24 protein-coding genes are annotated in these 22,400 nt (G+C 61.5%); 11 read left to right on the top strand and 13 right to left on the bottom strand.

Features of this window, described 5'->3' with window-relative positions; genetic code table 11:
• Nucleotides 1–26: 26 nt before the first annotated feature.
• Nucleotides 27–467 carry a heme-binding protein gene (locus F8N49_RS11020; RefSeq protein WP_122611610.1) on the bottom strand — a complete coding sequence of 147 codons (441 nt, stop codon included), beginning with the start codon at nucleotides 465–467 and terminating at the stop codon, nucleotides 27–29.
• A 268-nt stretch (nucleotides 468–735) separates the two neighbouring features.
• Here F8N49_RS11020 and gcl point away from each other — a divergent pair, with 268 nt between their 5' ends.
• From gcl to F8N49_RS10975, 9 genes are all read left to right on the top strand, one after another.
• Complete coding sequence (gene gcl / locus F8N49_RS11015) at nucleotides 736–2,511, top strand: glyoxylate carboligase (RefSeq protein ID WP_016771026.1); 1,776 nt, start codon at nucleotides 736–738, stop codon at nucleotides 2,509–2,511.
• Nucleotides 2,512–2,720: 209 nt separating this feature from the next.
• Complete coding sequence (gene hyi / locus F8N49_RS11010) at nucleotides 2,721–3,503, top strand: hydroxypyruvate isomerase (RefSeq protein WP_095180741.1); 783 nt, start codon at nucleotides 2,721–2,723, stop codon at nucleotides 3,501–3,503.
• Between the two features lie 119 nt (nucleotides 3,504–3,622).
• Entirely contained in the window at nucleotides 3,623–4,516 is an 894-nt protein-coding gene (locus tag F8N49_RS11005; RefSeq protein ID WP_016771028.1) for a 2-hydroxy-3-oxopropionate reductase, read from the top strand.
• A 162-nt stretch (nucleotides 4,517–4,678) separates the two neighbouring features.
• Nucleotides 4,679–5,953 (top strand): glycerate kinase, encoded by a 1,275-nt coding sequence (locus F8N49_RS11000; protein ID WP_073472722.1) that lies wholly within the window; start codon nucleotides 4,679–4,681, stop codon nucleotides 5,951–5,953.
• On the top strand, nucleotides 5,950–7,365 hold the full coding sequence (pyk, locus tag F8N49_RS10995; RefSeq protein ID WP_151551413.1) for a pyruvate kinase: 1,416 nt from the start codon (nucleotides 5,950–5,952) through the stop codon (nucleotides 7,363–7,365). The genes F8N49_RS11000 and pyk overlap by 4 nt, the downstream gene beginning before the upstream one ends.
• A 136-nt stretch (nucleotides 7,366–7,501) precedes the next feature.
• Entirely contained in the window at nucleotides 7,502–8,416 is a 915-nt protein-coding gene (locus tag F8N49_RS10990) for an urea transporter (protein WP_151551411.1), read from the top strand.
• A gap of 21 nt (nucleotides 8,417–8,437) precedes the next feature.
• On the top strand, nucleotides 8,438–9,262 hold the full coding sequence (locus tag F8N49_RS10985; protein WP_016771032.1) for an ion transporter: 825 nt from the start codon (nucleotides 8,438–8,440) through the stop codon (nucleotides 9,260–9,262).
• 103 nt (nucleotides 9,263–9,365) lie between these two features.
• Complete coding sequence (locus tag F8N49_RS10980) at nucleotides 9,366–10,364, top strand: sulfate ABC transporter substrate-binding protein (protein ID WP_122602247.1); 999 nt, start codon at nucleotides 9,366–9,368, stop codon at nucleotides 10,362–10,364.
• 166 nt (nucleotides 10,365–10,530) lie between these two features.
• A complete protein-coding gene (locus tag F8N49_RS10975) occupies nucleotides 10,531–11,718 on the top strand; it encodes an MFS transporter (RefSeq protein WP_151551409.1) in 1,188 nt (395 codons plus the stop codon).
• Between the two features lie 181 nt (nucleotides 11,719–11,899).
• Here the strand turns inward: F8N49_RS10975 and F8N49_RS10965 are convergent, their stop codons facing one another.
• From F8N49_RS10965 to ccmA, 12 genes are all read right to left on the bottom strand, one after another.
• Nucleotides 11,900–12,304, bottom strand: a complete 405-nt coding sequence (locus F8N49_RS10965) for a type II toxin-antitoxin system HicB family antitoxin (RefSeq protein ID WP_016771035.1) — start codon at nucleotides 12,302–12,304, stop codon at nucleotides 11,900–11,902.
• On the bottom strand, nucleotides 12,304–12,516 hold the full coding sequence (locus tag F8N49_RS10960; RefSeq protein WP_110645082.1) for a type II toxin-antitoxin system HicA family toxin: 213 nt from the start codon (nucleotides 12,514–12,516) through the stop codon (nucleotides 12,304–12,306). Before F8N49_RS10960 ends, F8N49_RS10965 begins: the two co-directional genes overlap by 1 nt.
• A gap of 146 nt (nucleotides 12,517–12,662) precedes the next feature.
• Nucleotides 12,663–13,067: a hypothetical protein gene (locus tag F8N49_RS10955; RefSeq protein WP_073472737.1), complete on the bottom strand. Its 405-nt coding sequence runs from the start codon at nucleotides 13,065–13,067 to the stop codon at nucleotides 12,663–12,665.
• A gap of 25 nt (nucleotides 13,068–13,092) precedes the next feature.
• Nucleotides 13,093–14,292 (bottom strand): c-type cytochrome biogenesis protein CcmI, encoded by a 1,200-nt coding sequence (gene ccmI, locus F8N49_RS10950; RefSeq protein WP_130930093.1) that lies wholly within the window; start codon nucleotides 14,290–14,292, stop codon nucleotides 13,093–13,095.
• The gene (locus F8N49_RS10945) at nucleotides 14,289–14,759 is read right to left on the bottom strand and encodes a cytochrome c-type biogenesis protein (protein ID WP_073472741.1); all 471 of its coding nucleotides are present in this window, start codon (nucleotides 14,757–14,759) and stop codon (nucleotides 14,289–14,291) included. The genes ccmI and F8N49_RS10945 overlap by 4 nt, the downstream gene beginning before the upstream one ends.
• Nucleotides 14,756–15,292, bottom strand: a complete 537-nt coding sequence (locus F8N49_RS10940) for a DsbE family thiol:disulfide interchange protein (RefSeq protein WP_151551407.1) — start codon at nucleotides 15,290–15,292, stop codon at nucleotides 14,756–14,758. The genes F8N49_RS10945 and F8N49_RS10940 overlap by 4 nt, the downstream gene beginning before the upstream one ends.
• Nucleotides 15,289–17,277 (bottom strand): heme lyase CcmF/NrfE family subunit, encoded by a 1,989-nt coding sequence (locus tag F8N49_RS10935; protein ID WP_151551405.1) that lies wholly within the window; start codon nucleotides 17,275–17,277, stop codon nucleotides 15,289–15,291. The genes F8N49_RS10940 and F8N49_RS10935 overlap by 4 nt, the downstream gene beginning before the upstream one ends.
• Before the next feature lie 3 nt (nucleotides 17,278–17,280).
• Nucleotides 17,281–17,736 carry a cytochrome c maturation protein CcmE gene (gene ccmE / locus F8N49_RS10930; protein WP_016771044.1) on the bottom strand — a complete coding sequence of 152 codons (456 nt, stop codon included), beginning with the start codon at nucleotides 17,734–17,736 and terminating at the stop codon, nucleotides 17,281–17,283.
• Complete coding sequence (gene ccmD / locus F8N49_RS10925; RefSeq protein WP_071171457.1) at nucleotides 17,733–17,909, bottom strand: heme exporter protein CcmD; 177 nt, start codon at nucleotides 17,907–17,909, stop codon at nucleotides 17,733–17,735. The genes ccmE and ccmD overlap by 4 nt, the downstream gene beginning before the upstream one ends.
• Nucleotides 17,906–18,661, bottom strand: a complete 756-nt coding sequence (locus F8N49_RS10920) for a heme ABC transporter permease (protein ID WP_122506031.1) — start codon at nucleotides 18,659–18,661, stop codon at nucleotides 17,906–17,908. The genes ccmD and F8N49_RS10920 overlap by 4 nt, the downstream gene beginning before the upstream one ends.
• Before the next feature lie 97 nt (nucleotides 18,662–18,758).
• The gene (gene ccmB, locus F8N49_RS10915; RefSeq protein ID WP_039763615.1) at nucleotides 18,759–19,427 is read right to left on the bottom strand and encodes a heme exporter protein CcmB; all 669 of its coding nucleotides are present in this window, start codon (nucleotides 19,425–19,427) and stop codon (nucleotides 18,759–18,761) included.
• On the bottom strand, nucleotides 19,424–20,059 hold the full coding sequence (gene ccmA, locus F8N49_RS10910) for a cytochrome c biogenesis heme-transporting ATPase CcmA (protein WP_122704700.1): 636 nt from the start codon (nucleotides 20,057–20,059) through the stop codon (nucleotides 19,424–19,426). The genes ccmB and ccmA overlap by 4 nt, the downstream gene beginning before the upstream one ends.
• Nucleotides 20,060–20,256: 197 nt before the next feature.
• On the opposite strand from ccmA, the gene F8N49_RS10905 reads away from it, so the two are divergent.
• Together F8N49_RS10905 and F8N49_RS10900 are read left to right on the top strand one after the other, a co-directional pair.
• Nucleotides 20,257–21,831, top strand: a complete 1,575-nt coding sequence (locus tag F8N49_RS10905) for a flagellar hook-length control protein FliK (RefSeq protein WP_073472748.1) — start codon at nucleotides 20,257–20,259, stop codon at nucleotides 21,829–21,831.
• Nucleotides 21,828–22,157: an EscU/YscU/HrcU family type III secretion system export apparatus switch protein gene (locus F8N49_RS10900; protein WP_071171454.1), complete on the top strand. Its 330-nt coding sequence runs from the start codon at nucleotides 21,828–21,830 to the stop codon at nucleotides 22,155–22,157. The genes F8N49_RS10905 and F8N49_RS10900 overlap by 4 nt, the downstream gene beginning before the upstream one ends.
• Nucleotides 22,158–22,400 lie beyond the last annotated feature (243 nt).

Here is a 22,400-nt window from a genome sequence, read left to right as displayed (position 1 = left end):
GATGACTATCGATCAAGCACCAGAGATCAGGAAACCACCCCGCCATCCGCCCGCAAATCCAGCGCCTCCACCGCTCTGATCGCCACCTGCTCATCGACATCCGACAAATCCCCACTGATCCCGATCGCGCCGAGCACTTCACCGGCCTGGTTGCGAATCAATACGCCACCCGGTGCCGGCACTACGCTGCCCTGCCCCATGCTGTTCAACGAAGAAAAAAACGCCGGGCGTTGTTGAGCGTCCTGGGCGAGCAGGCGTGAGCCTTTACCCAGGGCGATGGCACCCCAGGCTTTGCCGATGGCGATGTCGGGGCGCAGCAGGCTGGCGCCGTCTTCGCGTTGCAGGGCGATCAGGTGGCCGCCGTTATCGAGTACCGCGATGGTCAGCGGTGCGGCGTTGATGCCGCGTCCTGCGTTGATGGCTTCGCTGACCAGGTTGACTGCGACTTTCAAGGTTAAAGCGCTCATGGTGCCGTCCTCATTTTGTTATAGGGAAAGTCGTGGGACTGCGCGTTTGTGCCGCAGTCCGATGACACAAATAGAACACAATGAGTTATTTTTTTGTATACAATAATTCTCGAGAAGCGCCACATGCGACGAAAAGCCACAGCACAGCGGGCTTCCGACGAATGAAACAGGCGCTTGAGAAAATGGATTGACCTGCGCCGTCCGCCGTGAATACACTCTGCGCAAAGCCACTTGTATACAATTACAAAACGTAAAGAGGCACAAAACCATGAGCAAAATGAGAGCAATCGAAGCCGCCGTTCTGGTGATGCGCCGTGAAGGGGTTGATACCGCTTTTGGCATCCCGGGCGCAGCGATCAACCCGCTGTACTCCGCCTTGCAGAAGGTCGGTGGCATCGATCACGTCCTTGCTCGCCACGTTGAAGGCGCCTCGCACATGGCCGAGGGCTACACCCGCACCAAGGCCGGCAACATCGGCGTGTGCATCGGCACGTCCGGCCCGGCCGGTACCGACATGGTCACCGGGCTCTACAGCGCCTCGGCCGACTCGATTCCAATCCTTTGCATCACCGGGCAAGCACCCCGCGCCCGTATGCATAAAGAAGACTTCCAGGCAGTCGACATCACCAGCATCGTCAAGCCAGTCACCAAGTGGGCGACCACCGTTCTGGAGCCGGGCCAGGTGCCTTACGCGTTCCAGAAAGCTTTCTATGAAATGCGCTCCGGCCGTCCAGGCCCTGTACTGATCGACCTGCCGTTCGACGTGCAGATGGCCGAAATCGAATTCGACATCGACGCTTACCAGCCGCTGCCATTGGCCAAGCCGACTGCGACCCGCGTTCAGGTTGAAAAAGCTTTGGCTTTGCTGGATCAGGCTGAGCGCCCACTGCTGGTGGCCGGCGGCGGCATCATCAACGCCGACGCCAGCGATCTGCTGGTTGAATTCGCTGAGCTGACTGGTATTCCGGTCATCCCGACCCTGATGGGCTGGGGCACCATCCCTGACGATCACCCGCTGATGGTCGGCATGGTCGGTCTGCAGACTTCGCACCGTTACGGCAACGCGACGATGCTCAAATCCGACGTGGTGCTGGGCATCGGTAACCGTTGGGCCAACCGCCACACCGGTTCGGTTGACGTGTACACCGAAGGTCGCAAGTTCATTCACGTCGACATCGAAGGCACGCAGATCGGCCGCGTGTTCACGCCGGATCTGGGCATCGTTTCCGACGCCGCGGCAGCGCTGACCGTGTTCATCGAAGTCGCCCGTGAATGGCAAGCCGCCGGCAAGCTGAAAAACCGCAGCGCCTGGCTGCAGGATTGCCAGCAGCGCAAGGCCAGCCTGCATCGCAAGACCCACTTCGACAACGTGCCGGTCAAGCCGCAGCGCGTTTACGAAGAAATGAACCAGGTGTTCGGCAAGGACACCTGCTACGTCAGCACCATTGGTCTGTCGCAGATTGCCGGCGCGCAGTTCCTGCACGTCTACAAGCCGCGTCACTGGATCAACTGCGGTCAGGCCGGCCCGTTGGGCTGGACCATTCCGGCGGCGCTGGGCGTGGTGAAGGCCGATCCGAACCGCAAAGTCGTGGCCCTGTCGGGGGACTATGATTTCCAGTTCATGATCGAAGAACTGGCGGTCGGCGCTCAGTTCAAACTGCCATACATCCACGTCGTGGTGAACAACTCGTACCTGGGCCTGATCCGTCAGGCCCAGCGCGGGTTCGAAATGGACTACTGCGTGCAGCTGTCCTTCGATAACCTGAATGCGCCGGAACTCAACGGTTACGGGGTTGACCACATCGCAGTCGCCGAGGGCCTCGGCTGCAAGGCGCTGCGTGTGTTCGAACCGTCGGAAATCGCCCCTGCCCTGCGCAAGGCCGAACAGATGATCGAAGAGTTCAAGGTGCCGGTGATCGTCGAGATCATTCTGGAGCGTGTGACCAACATCTCCATGGGTACCGAGATCAACGCGGTCAACGAGTTCGAAGACCTGGCACTGGTCGGCAATGACGCGCCGACGGCGATTTCGATGTTGGATTAACTGCTGACTGCTCTCCCTGTGGGAGCGAGCCTGTGTGGTGAGGGGATTTATCCCCGTTAGGGCGCGAAGCGGCCTCAAAACCTGAAACCGCGGCGTATCAGGTACACCGCATACAATGGTTTACGACTGCTTCGCAGCCGAACGGGGATAAATCCCCTCGCCACAGCTCGCTCCCACAGGGGACCTCACAAGATTTACGGGAGACCACCATGCCGCGTTTCGCAGCCAACCTGTCCATGCTGTTCACCGAACAGGATTTCCTTGCCCGTTTCGACGCCGCCGCCAAGGCCGGTTTCAGTGGCGTGGAATACCTGTTCCCGTACGACTTCAGCTCGGCTGAAATCAAGGCAAAACTTGAGGCCAACGGGCTGACCCAAGTGCTGTTCAACCTGCCGGCCGGTGACTGGGCCAAGGGCGAGCGCGGTATTGCCTGCCTGCCGGATCGGGTCGAAGAGTTCCGCGCCGGGGTCGATCTGGCGATCGCCTACGCACAAGTGCTGGGCAACACCCAGGTCAACTGCCTGGCCGGTATCCGCCCGCAAGGCGTTGACGATGCCACCGTGGAAAAGACCTTCGTTGCCAACCTCAAATATGCCGCCGACAAGCTGCAAGCGGCGGGCATCAAACTGGTGATGGAAGCGATCAACACCCGCGACATTCCCGGTTTCTACCTGAACAACACGGCGCAAGCCCTGTCGATTCGCGAGCAGGTCGGCAGCGCCAATCTGTTCCTGCAATACGACATCTACCACATGCAAATCATGGAAGGCGATCTGGCCCGCACCCTGCAATCGCACCTGGGCGAGATCAACCATGTGCAGCTCGCGGACAACCCGGGGCGCAACGAGCCGGGCACTGGTGAGATCAACTACCGATTCCTGTTCGAACACCTTGATCGCATCGGCTATCAGGGTTGGGTGGGTTGCGAGTACAAACCGCTGACCACCACCGAAGCGGGCTTGGGTTGGTTGAAATCACACAACGCAATCTGACTGACCACGCATTGCAAAAAATCTGGGGCAGCTGCGCTGCCCAACGGGGATAAATCCCCTCGCCACAAAAGCTCACCAGCCATGGGTTGGGGGCACGACAAAAACAAGAGGATTTTCTCATGGCTAAAATCGGATTCATCGGCACCGGCATCATGGGCCACCCAATGGCGGCGAACCTGCAGAAAGCCGGTCACAGCCTGTTCCTGTCGCAACACCACGACGCGGCCCCGGCCGATCTGGTCGCCGCTGGCGCCGTCGCCCTGGCCAACCCGCGTGAAGTGGCGCAGGAAGCCGAATTCATCATCGTCATGGTTCCGGATACCCCGCAGGTAGACGACGTGCTGTTCCGCGCCGACGGTGTTGCCGCTGGCATCGGCAAAGGCAAAGTGGTCATCGACATGAGCTCGATCTCGCCGACCGCGACCAAAGCCTTCGCCGCCAAGATCAATGAGAAAGGCGCGCAGTACCTCGACGCGCCAGTGTCCGGCGGTGAAGTCGGCGCCAAGGCCGCCACCCTGAGCATCATGGTCGGTGGCGACGCCGATGCCTTCGAACGCGCCCTGCCGCTGTTCCAGGCCATGGGCAAGAACATCACGCTGGTCGGCGGCAATGGCGACGGCCAGACCGCCAAAGTGGCGAACCAGATCATCGTCGCGCTGAACATTCAGGCTGTCGCTGAAGCCCTGCTGTTCGCCTCGAAAAACGGTGCCGATCCGGCCAAGGTGCGTGAAGCGCTGATGGGCGGTTTCGCTTCTTCGAAGATTCTCGAAGTGCACGGCGAGCGCATGATCAAAGGCACCTTCGACCCGGGCTTCCGCATCAGCCTGCACCAGAAGGACCTGAACCTGGCCCTGCAAGGCGCCAAGGAACTGAACATCAACCTGCCGAACACCGCCAATGCCCAGCAGGTATTCAGCACCTGCGCGGCCATCGGTGGCAGCAACTGGGACCACTCGGCGCTGATCAAGGGCCTGGAACACATGGCCAATTTCTCGATTCGCGACAATAAGTAAAGCCTGCCCCGTCGCTCGTTCCCACGCTCCGCGTGGGAATGCAGCCCGGGACGCTCCGCGTCCCTGCCGAAGCGGACGCAGAGCGTCCATTGAGGCATTCCTTTGCGGCGCGTGGGAACGATCATCAGCATTAACCAAGAACAATAAGATTGGGAGCCCGCCATGTCGGTCGATCCGCAACAACTGCTGCGCGAGCTGTTTGCCACAGCCATCGACGCGGCCCATCCGAACCAAGTCCTCGAAACCCATTTGCCCGCCGATCGTACCGGCCGGGTGATCGTCATCGGCGCCGGCAAAGCCGCCGCTGCCATGGCGCAAGTGGTCGAGCGCTGCTGGGAGGGTGAAGTCACCGGCCTGGTGGTGACCCGCTACGGCCACGGCGCTCCGTGCGAAAAAATCGAAGTGGTCGAAGCCGCACACCCGGTGCCGGATGCGGCGGGTCTGGCCGTGGCCAAACGTGTGCTGGAGCTGGTCAGCAACCTGACTGAAGACGACCGCGTGATCTTCCTGCTCTCCGGCGGCGGCTCTGCCCTGCTCGCCCTGCCGGCCGAAGGCATCACCCTCGCTGACAAGCAGTCGATCAACAAAGCCCTGCTCAAATCCGGCGCGACCATCGGCGAGATGAACTGCGTGCGCAAGCACCTCTCGGCGATCAAGGGCGGCCGCCTCGGCAAGGCCTGCTGGCCGGCGACGGTTTATACCTACGCGATTTCCGATGTGCCGGGCGACCTCGCCACCGTCATCGCCTCCGGCCCGACTGTGGCCGATCCGAGCACTTCGGCCGAGGCGCTGGCGATCATCAAACGCTACGGCATCGACATTCCCGCCTCCGTGCGTACCTGGCTGCAAAGTCCGGAATCGGAAACGGTCAAACCCGGCGACCCAAGCCTGGCGCGCAGTCATTTCCAGTTGATCGCCCGCCCGCAGCAATCGCTGGACGCGGCGGCGGTGAAATGCCGGCAGGCCGGTTTCAGCACCTTGATTCTCGGCGACCTCGAAGGCGAATCCCGTGAAGTGGCGAAAGTCCACGCCGGCATCGCCCGACAGATCATCAATCACGGCCAGCCACTGGCGGCGCCGTGCGTGATTCTCTCAGGGGGTGAAACCACGGTAACCGTGCGCGGCAATGGCCGTGGCGGACGCAATGCCGAATTCCTCCTCAGCCTGACCGACAGCCTCAAAGGCCAGCCCGGCGTCTACGCGCTGGCCGGCGACACCGATGGCATCGACGGCTCGGAAGACAACGCAGGCGCGATCATGACCCCGGACAGCTACGCCCGCGCCGCCGCACTGGGTCTGAGCGCCAGCGACGAGCTGGATAACAACAACGGCTATGGCTACTTCCAGGCGCTCGATGCACTGATCGTCACCGAGCCGACCCGCACCAATGTCAACGACTTCCGCGCCATTCTGATCCTTGAGAACTGCAAATCATGACGCCTGATAAAAAGGTCAAAATCCTCGCCACCCTCGGCCCTGCGGTCGACGGTATCGACGACATCCGCGAGCTGGTCGAGGCCGGGGTCAACATCTTCCGCCTGAACTTCAGCCACGGCGATCACGCCGACCACGCCAAGCGCTATCAGTGGATCCGCGAGGTCGAGCGTCAGCTCAACTACCCGCTGGGCATTCTGATGGATCTGCAGGGGCCGAAACTGCGTGTCGGCAAGTTCGCTGACGGCAAGGTGCAGTTGCATCGCGGTCAGGCGTTCCGCCTCGATCTCGATACGACAGCGGGCGATGAGCGCCGGGTCAACCTGCCGCATCCGGAGATCATTGCCGCGCTGGAAGCCGGCATGGACCTGCTGCTCGACGACGGCAAGCTGCGTCTGCGCGTGGTCACCAAGTACAACGATGCGATCGACGCCACCGTGCTCAACGGCGGCGAACTGTCTGATCGCAAAGGTGTGAACGTGCCGCAAGCGGTGCTGGACCTGAGCCCGCTGACCGCCAAGGATCGCCGCGATCTGAGCTTCGGCCTGGAATTGGGTGTGGACTGGGTCGCGCTGTCGTTCGTACAGCGCCCACAGGACATTGTCGAAGCCCGCGCGTTGATCGGCGACAAGGCATTCCTGATGGCGAAAATCGAAAAGCCCTCGGCGGTCGAGCAACTGCGTGAGATTGCTGAGTTGAGCGACGCAATCATGGTCGCTCGCGGTGACCTTGGTGTTGAAGTGCCGGCGGAAAGCGTGCCGCAGATTCAGAAAAACATCATCACCACCTGCCGTGCGCTGGGCAAACCGGTGGTGGTGGCGACGCAGATGCTCGAGTCGATGCGCTTCTCCCCTGCCCCGACCCGCGCCGAAGTCACCGACGTCGCCAACGCCGTGGCCGAAGGCGCCGATGCGGTGATGCTCTCGGCGGAAACCGCGTCCGGCGAATACCCGCTGGAAGCCGTGCAGATGATGAGCAAGATCATCCGTCAGGTTGAAAACGGCCCGGATTATCAAACCCAGCTCGACGTCAGCCGTCCGAAAGCCGAGGCGACGGTTTCCGATGCGATCAGCTGCGCGATCCGCCGGATCAGCAACGTGCTGCCGGTGGCGGTGCTGGTCAATTACAGCGAGTCCGGCGCCTCGACGTTGCGCGCATCGCGGGAACGGCCGAAAGCACCGATCCTCAATCTGACGCCGAACCTGCAAACCGCGCGGCGCTTGAGCGTGGCGTGGGGCATTCATTCGGTGGTCAACGATCGCCTGCGTCAGGTCGACGAAGTCTGCTCGACGGCACTGGAGATTGCTCAGGCGCAAGGCATGGCCGAGCGTGGCGACACGCTGCTGATCACCGCTGGCGTGCCGTTTGGGCAGCCGGGGTCGACCAATTCGCTGCGGATCGAAACGTTGATTTAACCCCCCTCCATGATCGTTCCCACGCTCTGCGTGGGAATGCAGCCCGGGACGCTCCGCGTCCCAAGAGCAGACGCAGAGCGTCCATTGAGGCATTCCTTTGCGGCGCGTGGGAACGATCTGCACCGAATGAACTGCCATGCCTGCCAATCACTTCAACACCCACTGCCCCGACTGGGCCGAGGCTTTGCTCAACGGTTTCAGTCAGATTTTCTTCCAGCGCCATCCGCTGTGCGGGCTGCTGTGTCTGTTAGCGATTCTGCTGACCGCGCCGGTGCTGTTCGCCGGGGCGCTGCTCGGTGGCGTTGCCGGTCTGCTCACCGCGCAGCGGCGCAACTACGCCAAGGCCGATCGCCAGGCCGGGTTGTTCAGCTACAACGGCGTGCTGCTCGGCCTGCTGCTGAGCCTGTATTTCCCTTGGTCGCCACTGCTGCCGCCGTTGATTCTTGCAGCAGGCGGCTTGAGTGCGATGCTCACTCAGCAATGGCTCAAACACGTGTACCGCAGTCGCGCCATACCGGCGTATACCTCGCCGTTCGTGGCGATCAGCTGGGTGCTGCTGATGTTCGCCGAGCCGTCCGCGCCGGCGGCATCGGTCGACCTGAACACGACAAATCTGCTGGCCGCTGAACTGCGCGGATTCGGCCAGGTGATGTTTCTCGACCATCCATTGGCCGGGGCGTTGATTGCCAGCGGTTTGCTGATTGCTGATCGCCGCGCGTTCTGCTGGGCGCTACTGGCGTCGGCGATCGGCCTCGGCTCGAGTCTGCTGCACCACGAAACCTCCGCCGCGCTGCTTGGGCTCGGTGGCTACAACGCCGTACTCGCCGCCCTCGCCTTCAGCGCTCAACGACAAAATCCGTGGCTGCCGCTGCTCGCCATTGTCCTGGCGCTGCTGGTGACGCCGCTGTTTGCCGCCCTTGGGTTGGCGACGCTGACCGCGCCGTTCATCCTCGCCTGCTGGTTGATTCGTGCCGGTATTCAAATGCTTGGCAAAGCGTCGCTTGCGCATGAGTCTTGCGCTCACGAGGAGAATCACCCTAGGCTGCGCTGATCTTCGATTCAGGCGTTATCCATGGACAGCAGCAACAATTGGCGCGAACGGCTCTACGTCATGATTTTCCAGAGCGACACCCCGGCCGGGCGTCGCTTCGACGGCATCCTGCTGGTGATCATCCTCGCCAGCCTGGTGATCGTGATGCTCGACAGTATCGACAGCATTCACCGTAATTACGCCGACGTTCTGGCCTATATCGAGTGGGGCTTCACGGCGATTTTCCTCGGCGAGTACATCCTGCGTCTGTACTGCTCGCCCAAGCCACTGCGCTATGCCTTCAGCTTTTATGGCCTGGTGGATCTGCTGGCGATCGTGCCGGGCATCCTCGCGCTGTATTACAGCGATGCGCAGTATCTGCTGATCATCCGCATCATTCGGATGCTGCGGATTTTCCGCGTGCTCAAGCTCAGCCCGTATCTCAAGCAAGCCAACTATCTGATGTCGGCGCTGCGCGGCAGCAAGCAGAAAATCGTCGTGTTTCTGGTCAGCGTGTGCACGCTGGTGACGGTGTTCGGCACGCTGATGTACGTGATCGAAGGCCCGGAGCATGGCTTCACCAGTATTCCCAAGGGCATCTATTGGGCGATCGTGACCTTGACCACTGTGGGCTTCGGCGACATCGTGCCGAAGACGCCGCTGGGCCAGGTGATTTCTTCGCTGGTGATGATCACCGGTTACTCGATCATAGCCGTGCCCACAGGGATTTTCACCGCTGAGCTGGCCAACGCCATGCGCGGCGAACAGCTGCAACATGACTGCCCGGGCTGCCAGAAAAAGACCCACGAGCAGAGCGCAGCGTTCTGTTCGCGCTGCGGCAGTCAGCTGTTCAAGAAAGTGGAATAAGCACAGAGCTTTTTAATCTTTAAGCGACTATGCGAGGCCCGCTATAGTCGCTGGCAAATCGCCTCATTTTTGACACGACACCCCACAGAACAAGGAATGCGCAGTGAAAAAACTCTTTGGCGCCTCACTTCTCGCCGCCGGCCTGGCCTTGGCCAACATCGCCCAGGCAGCACCGACGCTGCTCAACGTTTCCTACGACGTGATGCGCGATTTCTACAAGGACTACAACACTGCGTTCCAGAAGCACTGGCAAGCCGAGCACAACGAAAACATCACCGTGCAGATGTCCTTCGGCGGCTCGAGCAAGCAGGCGCGTTCGGTGATCGACGGCCTGCCGGCTGACGTCATCACCATGAACATGGCCACCGACATCAATGCCCTCGCCGACAACGGCAAACTGGTCCCGGACAACTGGGTCACGCGCCTGCCGAACAACAGCGCACCGTTTACCTCGGCCACGGTGTTCATCGTCCGCAAGGGCAACCCGAAAGCCTTGAAAGACTGGCCGGACCTGCTCAAGGACGGCGTTCAGGTCATCGTGCCCAACCCGAAAACTTCCGGTAATGGCCGCTACACCTACCTGTCAGCCTGGGGCTACGTGCTGAAAAACGGCGGCGATGAGAACAAGGCCAAGGATTTCGTCGGCAAGCTGTTCAAACAGGCGCCGGTGCTCGACACCGGTGGCCGCGCCGCCACCACCACGTTCATGACCAACCAGATCGGCGACGTGCTGGTGACCTTTGAAAACGAAGCGGAAATGATCGCTCGCGAGTTCGGTCGCGATCAGTTCGAAGTCATCTACCCAAGCGTCTCCGCAGAAGCCGAGCCACCGGTTTCGGTGGTCGATAAAGTCGTCGACAAGAAAGGCTCGCGCGCTGCGGCTGATGAGTATCTGAAGTACCTGTGGTCGCCGGAAGGACAGGAAATTGCGGCGGCCAACTACCTGCGCCCGCGTGACCCGGCGGTGCTGGCGAAGTACACCGACCGTTTCCCGAGAGTCGATTTCCTTTCGGTGGAGAAGACGTTTGGTGACTGGCGCACGGTGCAGAAAACCCACTTCAATGATGGTGGCGTGTTCGATCAGATTTACAGCGGGCAGTAAGGCTTGATCTGAAAAATCAAAAGGCGACCCACCGGGTCGCCTTTTTGTTGCGTGGGAATACTGGTCATTACACGGCGTAATAACAGTTATCATCCGAAAACGTCTTCTGCCAGTCCACGTTGTCCATTAGCCTCAGCCCTTTCCTGTGCCCGACCCGAGATCCCCTATGACCACCACTCCTCACGCAATGACCCGAGGCATGGTCCTGCTGTTCGCGTTCTGCTGCGGCGCCATCGTTGCCAACATCTACTACGCACAACCGATTATTGGCCTGATCGCGCCGGACATCGACCTCTCCGACACCATGGCCAGTTTCATTGTCTCGCTGACGCAGATCGGCTATGCGTTGGGCCTGTTCTTTCTGGTGCCGCTGGGGGATCTGCTGGAGAACCGGCGGCTGATGATCATCACCACGGTCGTGGCGATTGCCAGTCTGCTTGGCGCAGCGTTTACCGAGCAACCGAACGTATTTCTGCTGATCTCGTTGCTGGTCGGCTTCAGCTCGGTGTCGGTGCAGATCCTGATTCCGCTGGCCGCGCATCTGGCGCCGGAAGAATCCCGTGGTCGCGTGGTGGGCGGGATCATGGGCGGTTTGCTGCTGGGCATTCTGTTGGCGCGACCGGTGTCGAGTGTGGTCGCCGATCACCTCGGCTGGCGCGCCATGTTCATGATCGCCGCAGCGTTGATGGCGGCAATCAGCGTGGTGCTGGCACTGACCGTGCCCAAGCGCCAGCCGGATCACAGCGCAACTTATGGCCAATTGATCGGCTCGCTGTGGACACTGCTGCGCCAGCAACCGGTGCTGCGTCAGCGGGCGTTTTACCAGGGTTGCATGTTTGCCACGTTCAGCCTGTTCTGGACCGCCGTGCCACTGGAACTTGCACGCAACCATGGCCTGTCGCAAAGCGAAATCGCGATCTTCGCTCTGGTGGGCGCCATCGGTGCCATCGCCGCGCCAATCAGCGGCCGCCTCGCTGATGCCGGTCACACACGCATCGCCTCGCTGCTGGCCATGCTGTTCGCCAGCCTGAGTTTCCTCCCCGCCTTCATCCACCCGGCCTACAGCGTCATCGGCCTGGCCGTGACCGGCGTGGTGCTGGACTTCTGCGTGCAGATGAACATGGTCCTCGGCCAACGCGCGGTGTACTCGCTGGACGCGAAAAGTCGTGGCCGTTTGAACGCGCTGTACATGACCAGCATCTTCATCGGCGGCGCCTTCGGCTCCTCGGTGGCCAGCGCGGTGTACGAGCATGGCGGCTGGTTGTGGATCGTGATTGTTGGTAGCGTGTTTCCGTTGTTGGCGTTGGTGCGGTTTCTGAGTGTTTCACGACGCGCTTCATTGGCCACGGCTTAAGGCTTCAAAAGCTTCGCGAGCAAGCTCGCTCCCACAGGTTTTGGGTGACCTTCGAATCACTGCAAAGCACAAAACCAGTGTGGGAGCGAGCCTGCTCGCGAAGGCGTCAGCTCAGATCATGTTTGCACCGACTGACACACCGCTTTCGCGAGCAGGCTCGCTCCCACAATTGGACGTACCTTCAATACCGAACCAGTTTCTCCATCGCCGCATCCGCCAGAAACGAAGAGCGGCTTTTGACGTTATGCTCGCGTACATAGCGATCAATACGCTGAATCACATAGCCGGGCAGCGTAACGTTGACCTTTTCGGTCTTGCCCAGGTACGGCGAGATATCCAGCTCCAGCATGCCCCAGCCCATCTCGGCAAAATCCGGATGATTGCGATGCGCCGCTGCCGAGGTCGGCATCGGAATCGCCTGACCGGCCGCCGCGATCTCTTGCAGCATGAGGTGAGCCACTTCCACGGCCGCGTTGTAGGCCTCCTCAAAGCTGTCCCCGGCCGTGACTGCGCCGGGAATATCGGGGATCTGAATGCCGATGGCAGTGTTCTCGTCACCCCACTCGATGCAGATGGGATATTGCATTACGGATCTCCTTCATGACGGGTTGGCGGGCTGAATAACCCCGCGCGCCGCCGAATGCTTTTGATTGTCCCCAGCGGTAAATCCTTTTTCGGATGCGGGACGGCAATCGTGTTCGGGTTGTAACGATGAGTGAAGATGTGATGACTGCCCGCAACCCGATCCAGCGTCCAGCCCGCCTCCTCCAGCTCCTTCATCAATAGCCTGCTCTGCACCAACCGCCTCCTTGGCTTGGCCCATTAAAAATAACTCTAGAGTTATCTTTACTCAAGCGCAGAATGGGACGGGGTGACGGTTGGTTGTTTTACAAGGTGTGATTCAAACGGCAAAAAAAACGGCGATCCCAAGATCGCCGTTTCTCTTACTGCCCGAACTTCTTGCCCAACCCCGGCGGGACGCCGTGGATGTTGGTGTCTTCCCACGGGCCGTTGGGGCTGACCGAGCGGCTCCAGCCGTTGTTCCAGCGGTAGTAGGTGCGCTGGCGGTAGAAGGTGTTGGTCTGGTCGTCGAGCACGTAGACGCCGAGTTTCTGGTCCCAGTGGCTGTTGCCGCCCGGTGGCGGGGCGAAGCTGGCCGAGGTACGTGGCACGGGCTTGGCGGGTTTGGCCGGGATGCTTTTGCCGGGGGTCGGCGAGGTCGACGGGGTCGGGCTTGGCTGAGACGGCGGGATCGGCGGCAGGCTGGTGGTCGGTTCCGGGCGTTGTACCGCACATGCACTCAAGCCCAGGGCCAGTGTGAGGACTGTGATGCGGGCGATGGTGTGCATGGCGGTGCTTTCCTGTTGGGTCCGGTTACTTGTCCGGGCTGTCGATGGTCAGTTTTTGTGGCGCGGTGGTGCTGCTGGCCACTGGGCCGCTGCGACCAATCCACTCACCGGCAGTCGGTTGACCGGCCCGTGAGATACGCGCAACCAGTTGGACTTCAGGGAAGTTGGACAGTTTCAACTGCGGCATCATTGCGTCGGCATCGCCCAGTTCGACGGTCACCGGCAGGTCAGCCACGGTCAGACGTTTGGCCGCCAGCGGCGCCGGTGGGCCAGAAGTGGCGCGGGCGAAGATGAACACGCTGTCGCCCGGTTGCACCTTGCTCTTGAGGTCGCTGGCCAGATCAACGCTGACTGTCAGCAACGCGCTTTTCGGCGCCGCTGCCTCGGCAACTTTGCCGCCGCTGGCTTTCAAGCGTTCGGCGGCACGCTCGATGCCGCCTTGCAGCGCAACGCGAGAGTTGTCATCCGGCGGCAGTTGCGCGAGCAGGCGATTCCAGTAGTCGATGGCCTCCTGATAACGCTCGCCTTCGAACGCGGCGATGCCGAGCAGGCCGAGGCTGGTAACTTCCTTCGGATCGGCCTTCAGCGCTTCGTCGGTCAGTTTCTGAATCTGCTCCGACCACTTTTTACCGTCAGCAAAATACTGCGCCTGCGCCCACTGGCCGAGCAGTTCCGGCTGGCGACCGGCGAGGTTGGCGGCGCGTTCGAACATCTTCGCCGCGTCTGCCGGACGGTCTTGAGCCATGTAGGTACGGCCGAGGAAATACAAGCCTTCAGCGGAATCCGGTTGCGCGGCAACCGCACGTTCCAGACGCTGGGTCATCTCTTCCATCGACTGCGGTGCCTGAGCGAATTCGCGGGTCAGTTCGACCTTGTCGGCGGCGCCGAAATGCAGGTACAGACCGAGACCCAGCACCGGTACCAGCACGGCGGCCAGCAGCGGCAACGGTTTACCCAGGCGCGAGACACGCGGCGCGACGGCGCCTTCGGTGTCGGCGAGCAGTTCACGCGCAGCTTCCGCGCGGCCGCTGTCCAGTTGCGCGGCGTCGAGCACGCCCTCGGCCTGCTGCGCTTGCAGCTCGGCCACCCGTTCCTGGTACAGCGCGACGTTCAACGCGGTGCGATCTTCTTCCCGCTGGGCGCGGCGTTCGCGCAGTACCGGGATCAGCAGAAAACTCAGGGCGACCAGAAGCAACAGCCCTGCGGCGAGCCAGAAATCAATCATTCTTGGTTTTTATCCAACAGTTGGTCGAGGCGCTGACGTTCTTCGGCAGACAGCGATGACGGCGTTTCGGCGCGTTGCCCGCGACGCCTGCGCACGATCAGCGCGATCACCACGAATCCACCGAGCAGCAGCCCGGCCGGGCCGAACCACAGCAGCGCGGTCTTGGCATTGAGCGCCGGTTTGTAGCGGACGAAATCACCGTAGCGATCGACCATGAAGTCGATGATCTGCTGATTGTCCTTGCCCTCGCCGAGCATGCGGAAAATCTCTTTGCGCAGGTCGGCGGCAATCGGTGCGTTGGAGTCGGCGATGTCCTGGTTCTGGCATTTGGGGCAGCGCAGTTCCTTGGTCAGTTCGCGGAAACGCTCGCGGTCGCCCTCTTTGGCAAATTCGTAGGTGTCGATGGCCGCATGGGCGACACCGGCCAGGCTCAAACCCAGCACCACCGCTGCGAGAAAACCCTTCATGGCTTGGCCTCATCGACCAGCGCCTGATACTTGGCCGCGAGTTTTTCGCGCCAGACCTGCTCGTCGATCACCCCGACGAACTTGTCGCGGATGATGCCTTTGGCGTCGATGAAGAAGGTTTCCGGCGCGCCGTAGACACCAAGATTCAAGCCCAGCGAACCCTCGTCGTCACGAATATCCAGCGCATACGGATTGTGAAAATCGGCCAGCCACTTCAAGGCGTCGGCATTGGTGTCCTTGTAGTTGATGCCGTAGATCACCACGCCGCGCTCGGCGAGTTTGTTCAGCACCGGGTGCTCGACGCGGCAGGAGATGCACCAGGTGCCCCAGACATTGACCAGCGCCGGTTTGCCGAGAATGTCGGCCTTGGTCAGCGTCTTGTCACCCTGCACACTCGGCAGGGAAAACTCCGGGAACGGCTTGTCGATCATCGCCGACGGCAGCTCCGCCGGATCCAGATACAGCCCACGATAAAGACACACTGCCACCAGCAGAAAAATCGCCAGCGGCAACAACATCAACCAACGCCTCATGCCGCCGCTCCCGTCATGCCCAGCGCTTCGCGCACTTTGCTTTTCACCTTGACCCGATAACGCCGATCCAGCGCCGCCAGCAAACCACCCAATCCGGTGAGCAAGCCGCCGAACCAGATCCAGCGCACGAACGGTTTGACGTGAACGCGCACGGCCCAGGCGCCGTTATCCAGCGGCTCGCCGAGGGCTACGTAGAGATCGCGAGTGAAACCGGCATCGATGCCGGCTTCGGTCATCACCGAGTTCTGCACGGTGTACAGACGTTTTTCCGGATGCAGCACGCTGATTTCCTTGCCGTCGCGAATGACGCGGATGGTGCCTTTGTCGGAGGTAAAATTCGGCCCCTCGAAATGCTTGGCGCCTTCGAAGACGAACTGATAGCCGGCCAGATCCATCGACTCGCCCGGCGCCAGACGCAGGTCGCGCTCGGCACTGTTCTGGCTCGACAACACCACGCCCAACGCGCACACGGCGATGCCGAGGTGGGCGATCTGCATGCCCCAATAACTGCGGGTCAGCGTCGGCAAACCTTTGATCAGGCCTTTGTGCCGGGTCTTGTCGGACAGATCGCGCACGCCGGCGAGCAACACCCACGCCGCCAGCAGGAACGTCGCGATCACTGCCCAGTTGAAATCGCCGTACGCCACGCCGGCCACCACGGCCAATGCGACGCTGCCGAGCAGCACCGGAGTGAGCATGCTCGCCAGCCATTTCACTGGCGTGTCCTTCCAGCGCACGATCACACCGATCGCCATGACCAGCATCAGCAACGCCATCAACGGGATGAACAACGCGTTGAAGTATGGCGGGCCGACCGACAGCTTGGCGCCGCTGATGGCATCAAGAATCAGCGGATACAACGTGCCAAGCAGGATCATCGATGCAGCCACGACCAGCACCAGGTTGTTGCCCAGCAGCAAAGTCTCACGCGACCACAGATTGAAGCCAACCTGACTTTTCACCACCGGCGCACGCAGCGCAAACAGCGTCAGCGAACCGCCGACCACGAACAGCAGGAAAATCAGGATGAACACACCGCGCTCGGGATCCGAAGCGAAGGCATGCACCGAAGTCAGCACGCCCGAGCGTACGAGGAAGGTGCCGAGCAGGCTCAACGAGAACGCGGCGATCGCCAGCAACACCGTCCAGCTCTTGAACACGCCACGCTTTTCGGTAACCGCCAGCGAGTGAATCAGCGCGGTGCCGACCAGCCACGGCATGAACGAGGCGTTTTCCACCGGGTCCCAGAACCACCAGCCGCCCCAGCCGAGTTCGTAATACGCCCACCACGAACCGAGGGTGATGCCGATACCGAGGAAGGCCCAGGCGACGATGGTCCATGGCCGCGACCAGCGCGCCCACGCTGCATCGAGACGCCCGCCGAGCAGCGCGGCGATAGCGAACGCGAACGCTACCGAGAAACCGACGTAACCCATGTACAGCATCGGCGGATGCACGATCAGGCCAATGTCTTGCAGCAACGGGTTAAGGTCGCGACCGTCGGCGGGAATCTGCGGCAGGATCCGCGAAAACGGGTTCGAGGTCAGAATCAGGAACAGCAGGAAACCGGTGCTGATCATGCCCATCACCGCCAGTACCCGGGCGAGCATGACTTGCGGCAACTGCCGGGAGAACACCGACACGGCGAAGGTCCAGCCGCCGAGGATCAACGCCCACAGCAGCAGCGAACCTTCGTGGGCGCCCCACACCGCGCTGAATTTGTAGTACCACGGCAGCGCGCTGTTGGAGTTCATCGCCACGTAGCCGACCGAGAAATCGTCGGTCATGAACGCGTAGGTCAGGCAGCCGAAGGCAAACAGCAAAAAGGCAAACTGGCCCCACGCCGCCGGTTGCGCCAGGCTCATCCACAAGCGGTCACCGCGCCACGCGCCGAGCATCGGCACCAGCGCTTGGACGAGTGCAAAACACAGCGCGAGGATCATCGCCAGATGGCCCAGCTCAGGAATAAACAGTGCGGCGGCCATCGATCAACCCTCCTTCACAGGCGTCGGCGCGGATTGACCGCTGTCCTTGAGCGCTTTGGTCACTTCCGGCGGCATGTACTTCTCGTCGTGCTTGGCCAGCACTTCATCAGCCACTACCACGCCATCGGCGTTGAGCTTGCCGAGGGCGACGATGCCCTGCCCTTCGCGGAACAGATCCGGGAGGATGCCGCGATAGGCGATGGTCACGGATTTGTTGAAATCGGTGACGACGAATTTGACGTCCAGCGAATCCTTGGAGCGTTGCAGCGAACCGGCCTCGACCATGCCGCCGGCGCGGATGCGCGTGTCCTGCGGCGCTTCGCCGTTGGCGATCTGCGTCGGCGTGTAAAACAGATTGATGTTTTCCTGCAGCGCGCTCAGGGCCAGGCCAACAGCAGCGCCCACTCCGACCAGAATCGCCAGAATGATGATCAGACGTTTTTTGCGCAGCGCATTCACTTGCCGTTCTCCCGGCGCAGACGACGCGCCTCTTGTTGCAAATAACGCTTGCGCGCCGCAATCGGCGCCACCACGTTGAGGGCCAGCACCGTCAGGCAGATGCCGTAGGCCGACCAGACATACAGGCCGTGATGGCCCATGGCGAGAAAATCGCCGAATGAAGCAAAACTCATCGCGCCGCCTCCAGACTCTGCTGCACTTCAGCTTTCACCCAACTGGCGCGGGCCTCGCGCTTGAGCACTTCCAGACGCATGCGCAGCAACAGCACGGCGCCGAAGAAGCAGTAGAAACCCAGCACCGTCAGCAGCAGCGGCAGCCACATTTCCGCGGGCATCGCCGGCTTTTCCGTGAGGGTGAACGTCGCGCCCTGGTGCAGGGTGTTCCACCACTCCACCGAGTATTTGATGATCGGAATGTTGATCACGCCAACAATCGCCAGCACCGCGCAGGCCTTGGCGGCGCTGTCGCGATTGCTAATGGCATTGCCCAGCGCGATCACGCCGAAATACAGAAACAGCAGAATCAGCATCGAGGTCAGGCGCGCATCCCAAACCCACCACGAGCCCCAGGTCGGCTTGCCCCAGATGGCCCCGGTAACCAGCGCCACGGCAGTCATCCACGCACCTATCGGTGCGGCGCATTGCAGGGCAACGTCGGCCAGCTTCATTTTCCACACCAGCCCGACCACACCGCACACCGCGAGCATCACGTAGATCGACTGGGCGAGCATCGCCGCTGGCACGTGGATATAGATGATGCGAAAGCTGTTGCCTTGCTGGTAATCCGGCGGCGCGAAGGCCAGGCCCCAGACCACGCCAACGCCGATCAGCAGCAACGCTGCAATGCTCAACCACGGCAGGAACTTGCCGCTGATGCCGTAGAACCACTTGGGCGAGCCGAGCTTGTGAAACCAGGTCCAGTTCATACTGTTTCCATCACGGTTGCCGCTCATCATCGCGAGCTGGCAGAGGGTCATGCCTTTCTTCTGGAAGAAGTGGTCAATTTTTGACCAGGCCTCATTATTATTCGCCGACGCTGATCTTCAGGCCAGCGGCTATTGCAAAGGGTGTCAGGGTGATCGCCAGCGCTGTGAGGCTGGCCATCCACAACAGGTATCCGGTCGCCGGCATGCCCTGCAACGCCGCTTGCAACGCGCCACTGCCAAGGATCAACACCGGGATGTACAACGGCAGAATCAGCAGCGCCAGCAACAGGCCGCCGCGCTTCAGGCCGACCGTCAGCGCCGCGCCGACTGCACCGAGCAGGCTCAACACCGGCGTACCGAGCAACAACGACAGCAGCAGCACCGGCAGACACGCAGCGGGCAAGCCGAGCATCAACGCCAGCAACGGCGACAGCAGCACCAGTGCCAGACCGGAGAACAGCCAGTGTGCCAGCACCTTGGCCAGGACCAGAAGCGGCAGCGGGTGCGACGAAAGGACCCACTGCTCCAGCGAGCCGTCTTCGAAGTCACTGCGAAACAATCCGTCCAGCGACAGCAGGACCGACAACAACGCCGCCACCCAGACTAACCCCGGGGACAGGTTTTGCAAGACTTGAGTTTCCGGGCCGACGGCCAGCGGGAAAAGGGCAATGACGATGGCAAAGAAAATCAGCGGATTGGCCAGCTCCGCCGGGCGGCGGAACAGCAGTCGCGATTCGCGGGCAAGCAGCAGGCCGAAGACGCTCATACCGCCCATTTCCCCAGATCGATGTCGCGATAACCGGCCGGCATGCGGCTCAGGGTGTGGTGGGTGGTCAGCACCACCAGACCGCCGCGTTCGCAGTGGCCGGCCAGATGCTCTTCCAACTGAGCGACGCCCTGCTTGTCCAGCGCGGTGAACGGTTCGTCGAGAATCCACAACGGCGGGCTGTCCAGATACAACCGCGCCAGCGCCACACGGCGCTGTTGGCCGGCGGAAAGACTGTGGCAGGGAACGTCTTCGAAACCGCGCAATCCTACTGCTGCCAGCGCCTGCCAGATCGTCTCGCGTTCGGCGGGATGATGCAGGGCGCAGAGCCAGGAAAGGTTTTCTTCAGGAGTGAGCAGATCCTTGATCCCGGCGGCGTGGCCGATCCACAACAGGTTTCGCGCCAGTTCGCTGCGTTGCTCGGTCAGCGGCTGACCGTTGAGCAGCACCTGGCCGTCGGTGGGTTGCATCAAACCGGCGAGCAGACGTAAAAGGCTGGTCTTGCCGCTGCCGTTGGGGCCGCTGATCTGCACCATGTCACCACTGGCCAGGCGCAATTCGAGCTTTTCGAAAAGCAGCCTGAGATCGCGTTCACACGCCAGGGCAACGGTTTGCAGGACAGGACTGGTCAAGGGATCACGGGCCTTATACGGTTCAAGTCGGCTCTGGAGCGGCCGTTAAAGAGATGCAGCATAGATGCTTTGATCGCTCGATCTGGCGAGCTGGATCAAACAATTGCCAGGTTTTTTGAACGAAGCGCACGACGCGCGGCATTATACATGCCGTGCCTTACTCTCAAGAGCGCAATTTCCTCAGGTTGTGTCCGCGTATGACAGGCGAAATGAACATCCTCCCGCTGCCGCCCACCGTGCCGGCGAGCGCTCGCCCGCAGACGGGTGAACTGCTCAAGCTGCTGACGCCGGTCGAGGGCTTGATCGGCGCGGGGCAAAGCGCCAAGGCTGAGGTGTTGTCGCTCAAGCAGGCCGATCAGACCTTTGAATTGCTGCTCAAGGTGACCCTCGACAGCGGCCGTCAGACCACCGTGCAGGCCAGCAGCAACCTGCCGTTGCCACAGGGCACCAACCTGGCGATCACTCAGCCGTCGGCCGGCAATCTGGCGATCACCGTACAACAAGCGATTGCCAGCAGCGTCGCCACCCTGACCCGCATCGATACCGCGCAATTGCCCGCCGGCACCTTGCTGCAAGGCAAAGTCGTGACCTCGCAAGCTCTGCCGCAGACGCCGGGGCAAGCGGCGGTATTTCGCTCGATGGTCACCCTGCTCAACACCGCATTGAGCGGCAGCACTTTGACCGTCGACAGCCCGCAACCGCTGCGCATCGGCACCCTGTTGTCGGCGCAGGTGCAGGATGCGCAGACCCTCAAATTCGTGCCGCTGAGCAGCCGTCAGGAACAACTGGCGGTGAGTCAGCAATTGCTCGGTCAGCAAAGTCGTCAGGGCTCGCTCGATGGCTTGCTGAAGTTGTTGCAGAGCCTGCCGCCATCCAGCGATCAAACTTCGGCCGATCTGCGCGCGGTGGTCGACAAGTTGCTCGCCAGCCTGCCGGACGTGCAACAAATGAGCACCGCCAAAGGCGTGGCGCTGGCCTTGGCCAACAGCGGTGCGTTCCTCGAAGCGAAACTGCTCGGCGGACAAAACCCGACTCTCGCCCCGGACATGAAAGCCGACCTGCTCAAGCTGATCGCGCAACTGACCCCGGGCCTGCCGAGCAACACCAATTTCAATGCGATCATCGCCGCCAATACCCTGGCGCAAGCGCTGCCGAGTTTCGTCCGGAACGCCCTCGGCACCCTCGGCCAAGTCAGCGCCAAACCGGTGCCGAGCAGCTTCCCGTTGCCTGAACGACTGCTGGCGAAACTGGAAGGCGAAGGTGATCTCGAACAACTGCTGCGCCTCGCCGCCGCTGCGGTGTCGCGTCTGCAGAGCCACCAGCTGTCGAGCCTGGAACAGACCGGCGTCACTGACGATGGCCGCCTGCTCAGCACCTGGCAGCTGGAAATCCCCATGCGCAACCTGCAGGACATCGTGCCGTTGCAGGTCAAATTCCAGCGTGAAGAAGCGCCGGAGCGCGAACCGCAGCCGCACGAACGCCGCGATGAGCGCGAAGCCAAACAGCAACTGTGGCGCGTCGATCTGGCCTTCGATCTGGAACCGCTCGGGCCGATGCAGATTCAGGCGCAACTGATCGCCGGCAGCCTGTCCAGTCAGCTGTGGGCTGAGCGTCCGTACACCGCCGACCTGATTGAGAACAACCTGTTCGCCCTGCGCCAGCGCTTGCTCGACTCCGGGCTCAACGTCGGCGACCTCGACTGCCACCACGGCACTCCGCCGCAAGGCAACCAAACCCGCCTCGAACACCGCTGGGTCGACGAAACCGCATGAACGATTCCACTGCCCCACGCCAGGCCATCGCCCTCAAATACGACGGCAACCACGCCCCGACCCTCACCGCCAAGGGCGACGAAGAACTGGCCGAAGAAATTCTGCGCATCGCTCGCGATTACGAAGTGCCCATCTACGAAAACGCCGAACTGGTGCGCCTGCTGGCGCGGATGGAACTGGGCGACAGCATTCCCGAAGAGCTCTATCGCACCATCGCCGAGATCATCGCGTTTGCCTGGAACCTGAAAGGCAAATTCCCCGAGGGACAGGACCCGAACGCGCCGATGGTCGAGAAGGACGTCACTGATCGCGGGGATGATTACTGAGACTTCGAAGACGCCTTCGCGAGCAAGCTCGCGAATAGGCCATCAGCTTGAGCGCAAAAATCAGTTCTTCTTGATCGTTCCCACGCTCCGCGTGGGAATGCCGCCCGTGACGCTCCGCGTCACATTTCACAGGCGGAACGCGGAGCGTCCCAGGATGCGTTCCCACGCAGAGCGTGGGAACGATCTCAATCCTGAAAGCAAAAGATCGCAGCCGTCGGCAGCTCCAACGTGAATCCCGATGCA

Origin of the sequence: Pseudomonas sp. GXM4 (genome assembly GCF_008923895.1) — a bacterium.
Lineage (GTDB): Bacteria > Pseudomonadota > Gammaproteobacteria > Pseudomonadales > Pseudomonadaceae > Aquipseudomonas > Aquipseudomonas atacamensis.
The sequence above is the reverse complement of the archived record's forward strand: the minus strand, read 5'-3'. Positions and strand labels throughout refer to the sequence as shown.

Bases quoted from the DNA above. Each gene is read 5' to 3' on its own strand.
- F8N49_RS10955 (WP_073472737.1), bottom strand. From the start codon at position 13,067: ATGCACACCATCGCCCGCATCACAGTCCTCACACTGGCCCTGGGCTTG.
- gcl (WP_016771026.1), top strand. From the start codon at position 736: ATGAGCAAAATGAGAGCAATCGAAGCCGCCGTTCTGGTGATGCGCCGT.
- ccmI (WP_130930093.1), bottom strand. From the start codon at position 14,292: ATGATTGATTTCTGGCTCGCCGCAGGGCTGTTGCTTCTGGTCGCCCTG.
- F8N49_RS11000 (WP_073472722.1), top strand. From the start codon at position 4,679: ATGTCGGTCGATCCGCAACAACTGCTGCGCGAGCTGTTTGCCACAGCC.
- ccmD (WP_071171457.1), bottom strand. From the start codon at position 17,909: ATGAGTTTTGCTTCATTCGGCGATTTTCTCGCCATGGGCCATCACGGC.
- pyk (WP_151551413.1), top strand. From the start codon at position 5,950: ATGACGCCTGATAAAAAGGTCAAAATCCTCGCCACCCTCGGCCCTGCG.
- F8N49_RS10935 (WP_151551405.1), bottom strand. From the start codon at position 17,277: ATGGCCGCCGCACTGTTTATTCCTGAGCTGGGCCATCTGGCGATGATC.
- F8N49_RS10990 (WP_151551411.1), top strand. From the start codon at position 7,502: ATGCCTGCCAATCACTTCAACACCCACTGCCCCGACTGGGCCGAGGCT.
- ccmB (WP_039763615.1), bottom strand. From the start codon at position 19,427: ATGAGCGTCTTCGGCCTGCTGCTTGCCCGCGAATCGCGACTGCTGTTC.
- F8N49_RS10940 (WP_151551407.1), bottom strand. From the start codon at position 15,292: ATGAGGCGTTGGTTGATGTTGTTGCCGCTGGCGATTTTTCTGCTGGTG.
- F8N49_RS10945 (WP_073472741.1), bottom strand. From the start codon at position 14,759: ATGAAGGGTTTTCTCGCAGCGGTGGTGCTGGGTTTGAGCCTGGCCGGT.
- F8N49_RS10985 (WP_016771032.1), top strand. From the start codon at position 8,438: ATGGACAGCAGCAACAATTGGCGCGAACGGCTCTACGTCATGATTTTC.
- F8N49_RS10900 (WP_071171454.1), top strand. From the start codon at position 21,828: ATGAACGATTCCACTGCCCCACGCCAGGCCATCGCCCTCAAATACGAC.
- hyi (WP_095180741.1), top strand. From the start codon at position 2,721: ATGCCGCGTTTCGCAGCCAACCTGTCCATGCTGTTCACCGAACAGGAT.
- F8N49_RS10920 (WP_122506031.1), bottom strand. From the start codon at position 18,661: ATGAACTGGACCTGGTTTCACAAGCTCGGCTCGCCCAAGTGGTTCTAC.
- F8N49_RS11005 (WP_016771028.1), top strand. From the start codon at position 3,623: ATGGCTAAAATCGGATTCATCGGCACCGGCATCATGGGCCACCCAATG.
- F8N49_RS10905 (WP_073472748.1), top strand. From the start codon at position 20,257: ATGACAGGCGAAATGAACATCCTCCCGCTGCCGCCCACCGTGCCGGCG.
- F8N49_RS11020 (WP_122611610.1), bottom strand. From the start codon at position 467: ATGAGCGCTTTAACCTTGAAAGTCGCAGTCAACCTGGTCAGCGAAGCC.
- F8N49_RS10975 (WP_151551409.1), top strand. From the start codon at position 10,531: ATGACCACCACTCCTCACGCAATGACCCGAGGCATGGTCCTGCTGTTC.
- F8N49_RS10965 (WP_016771035.1), bottom strand. From the start codon at position 12,304: ATGCAATATCCCATCTGCATCGAGTGGGGTGACGAGAACACTGCCATC.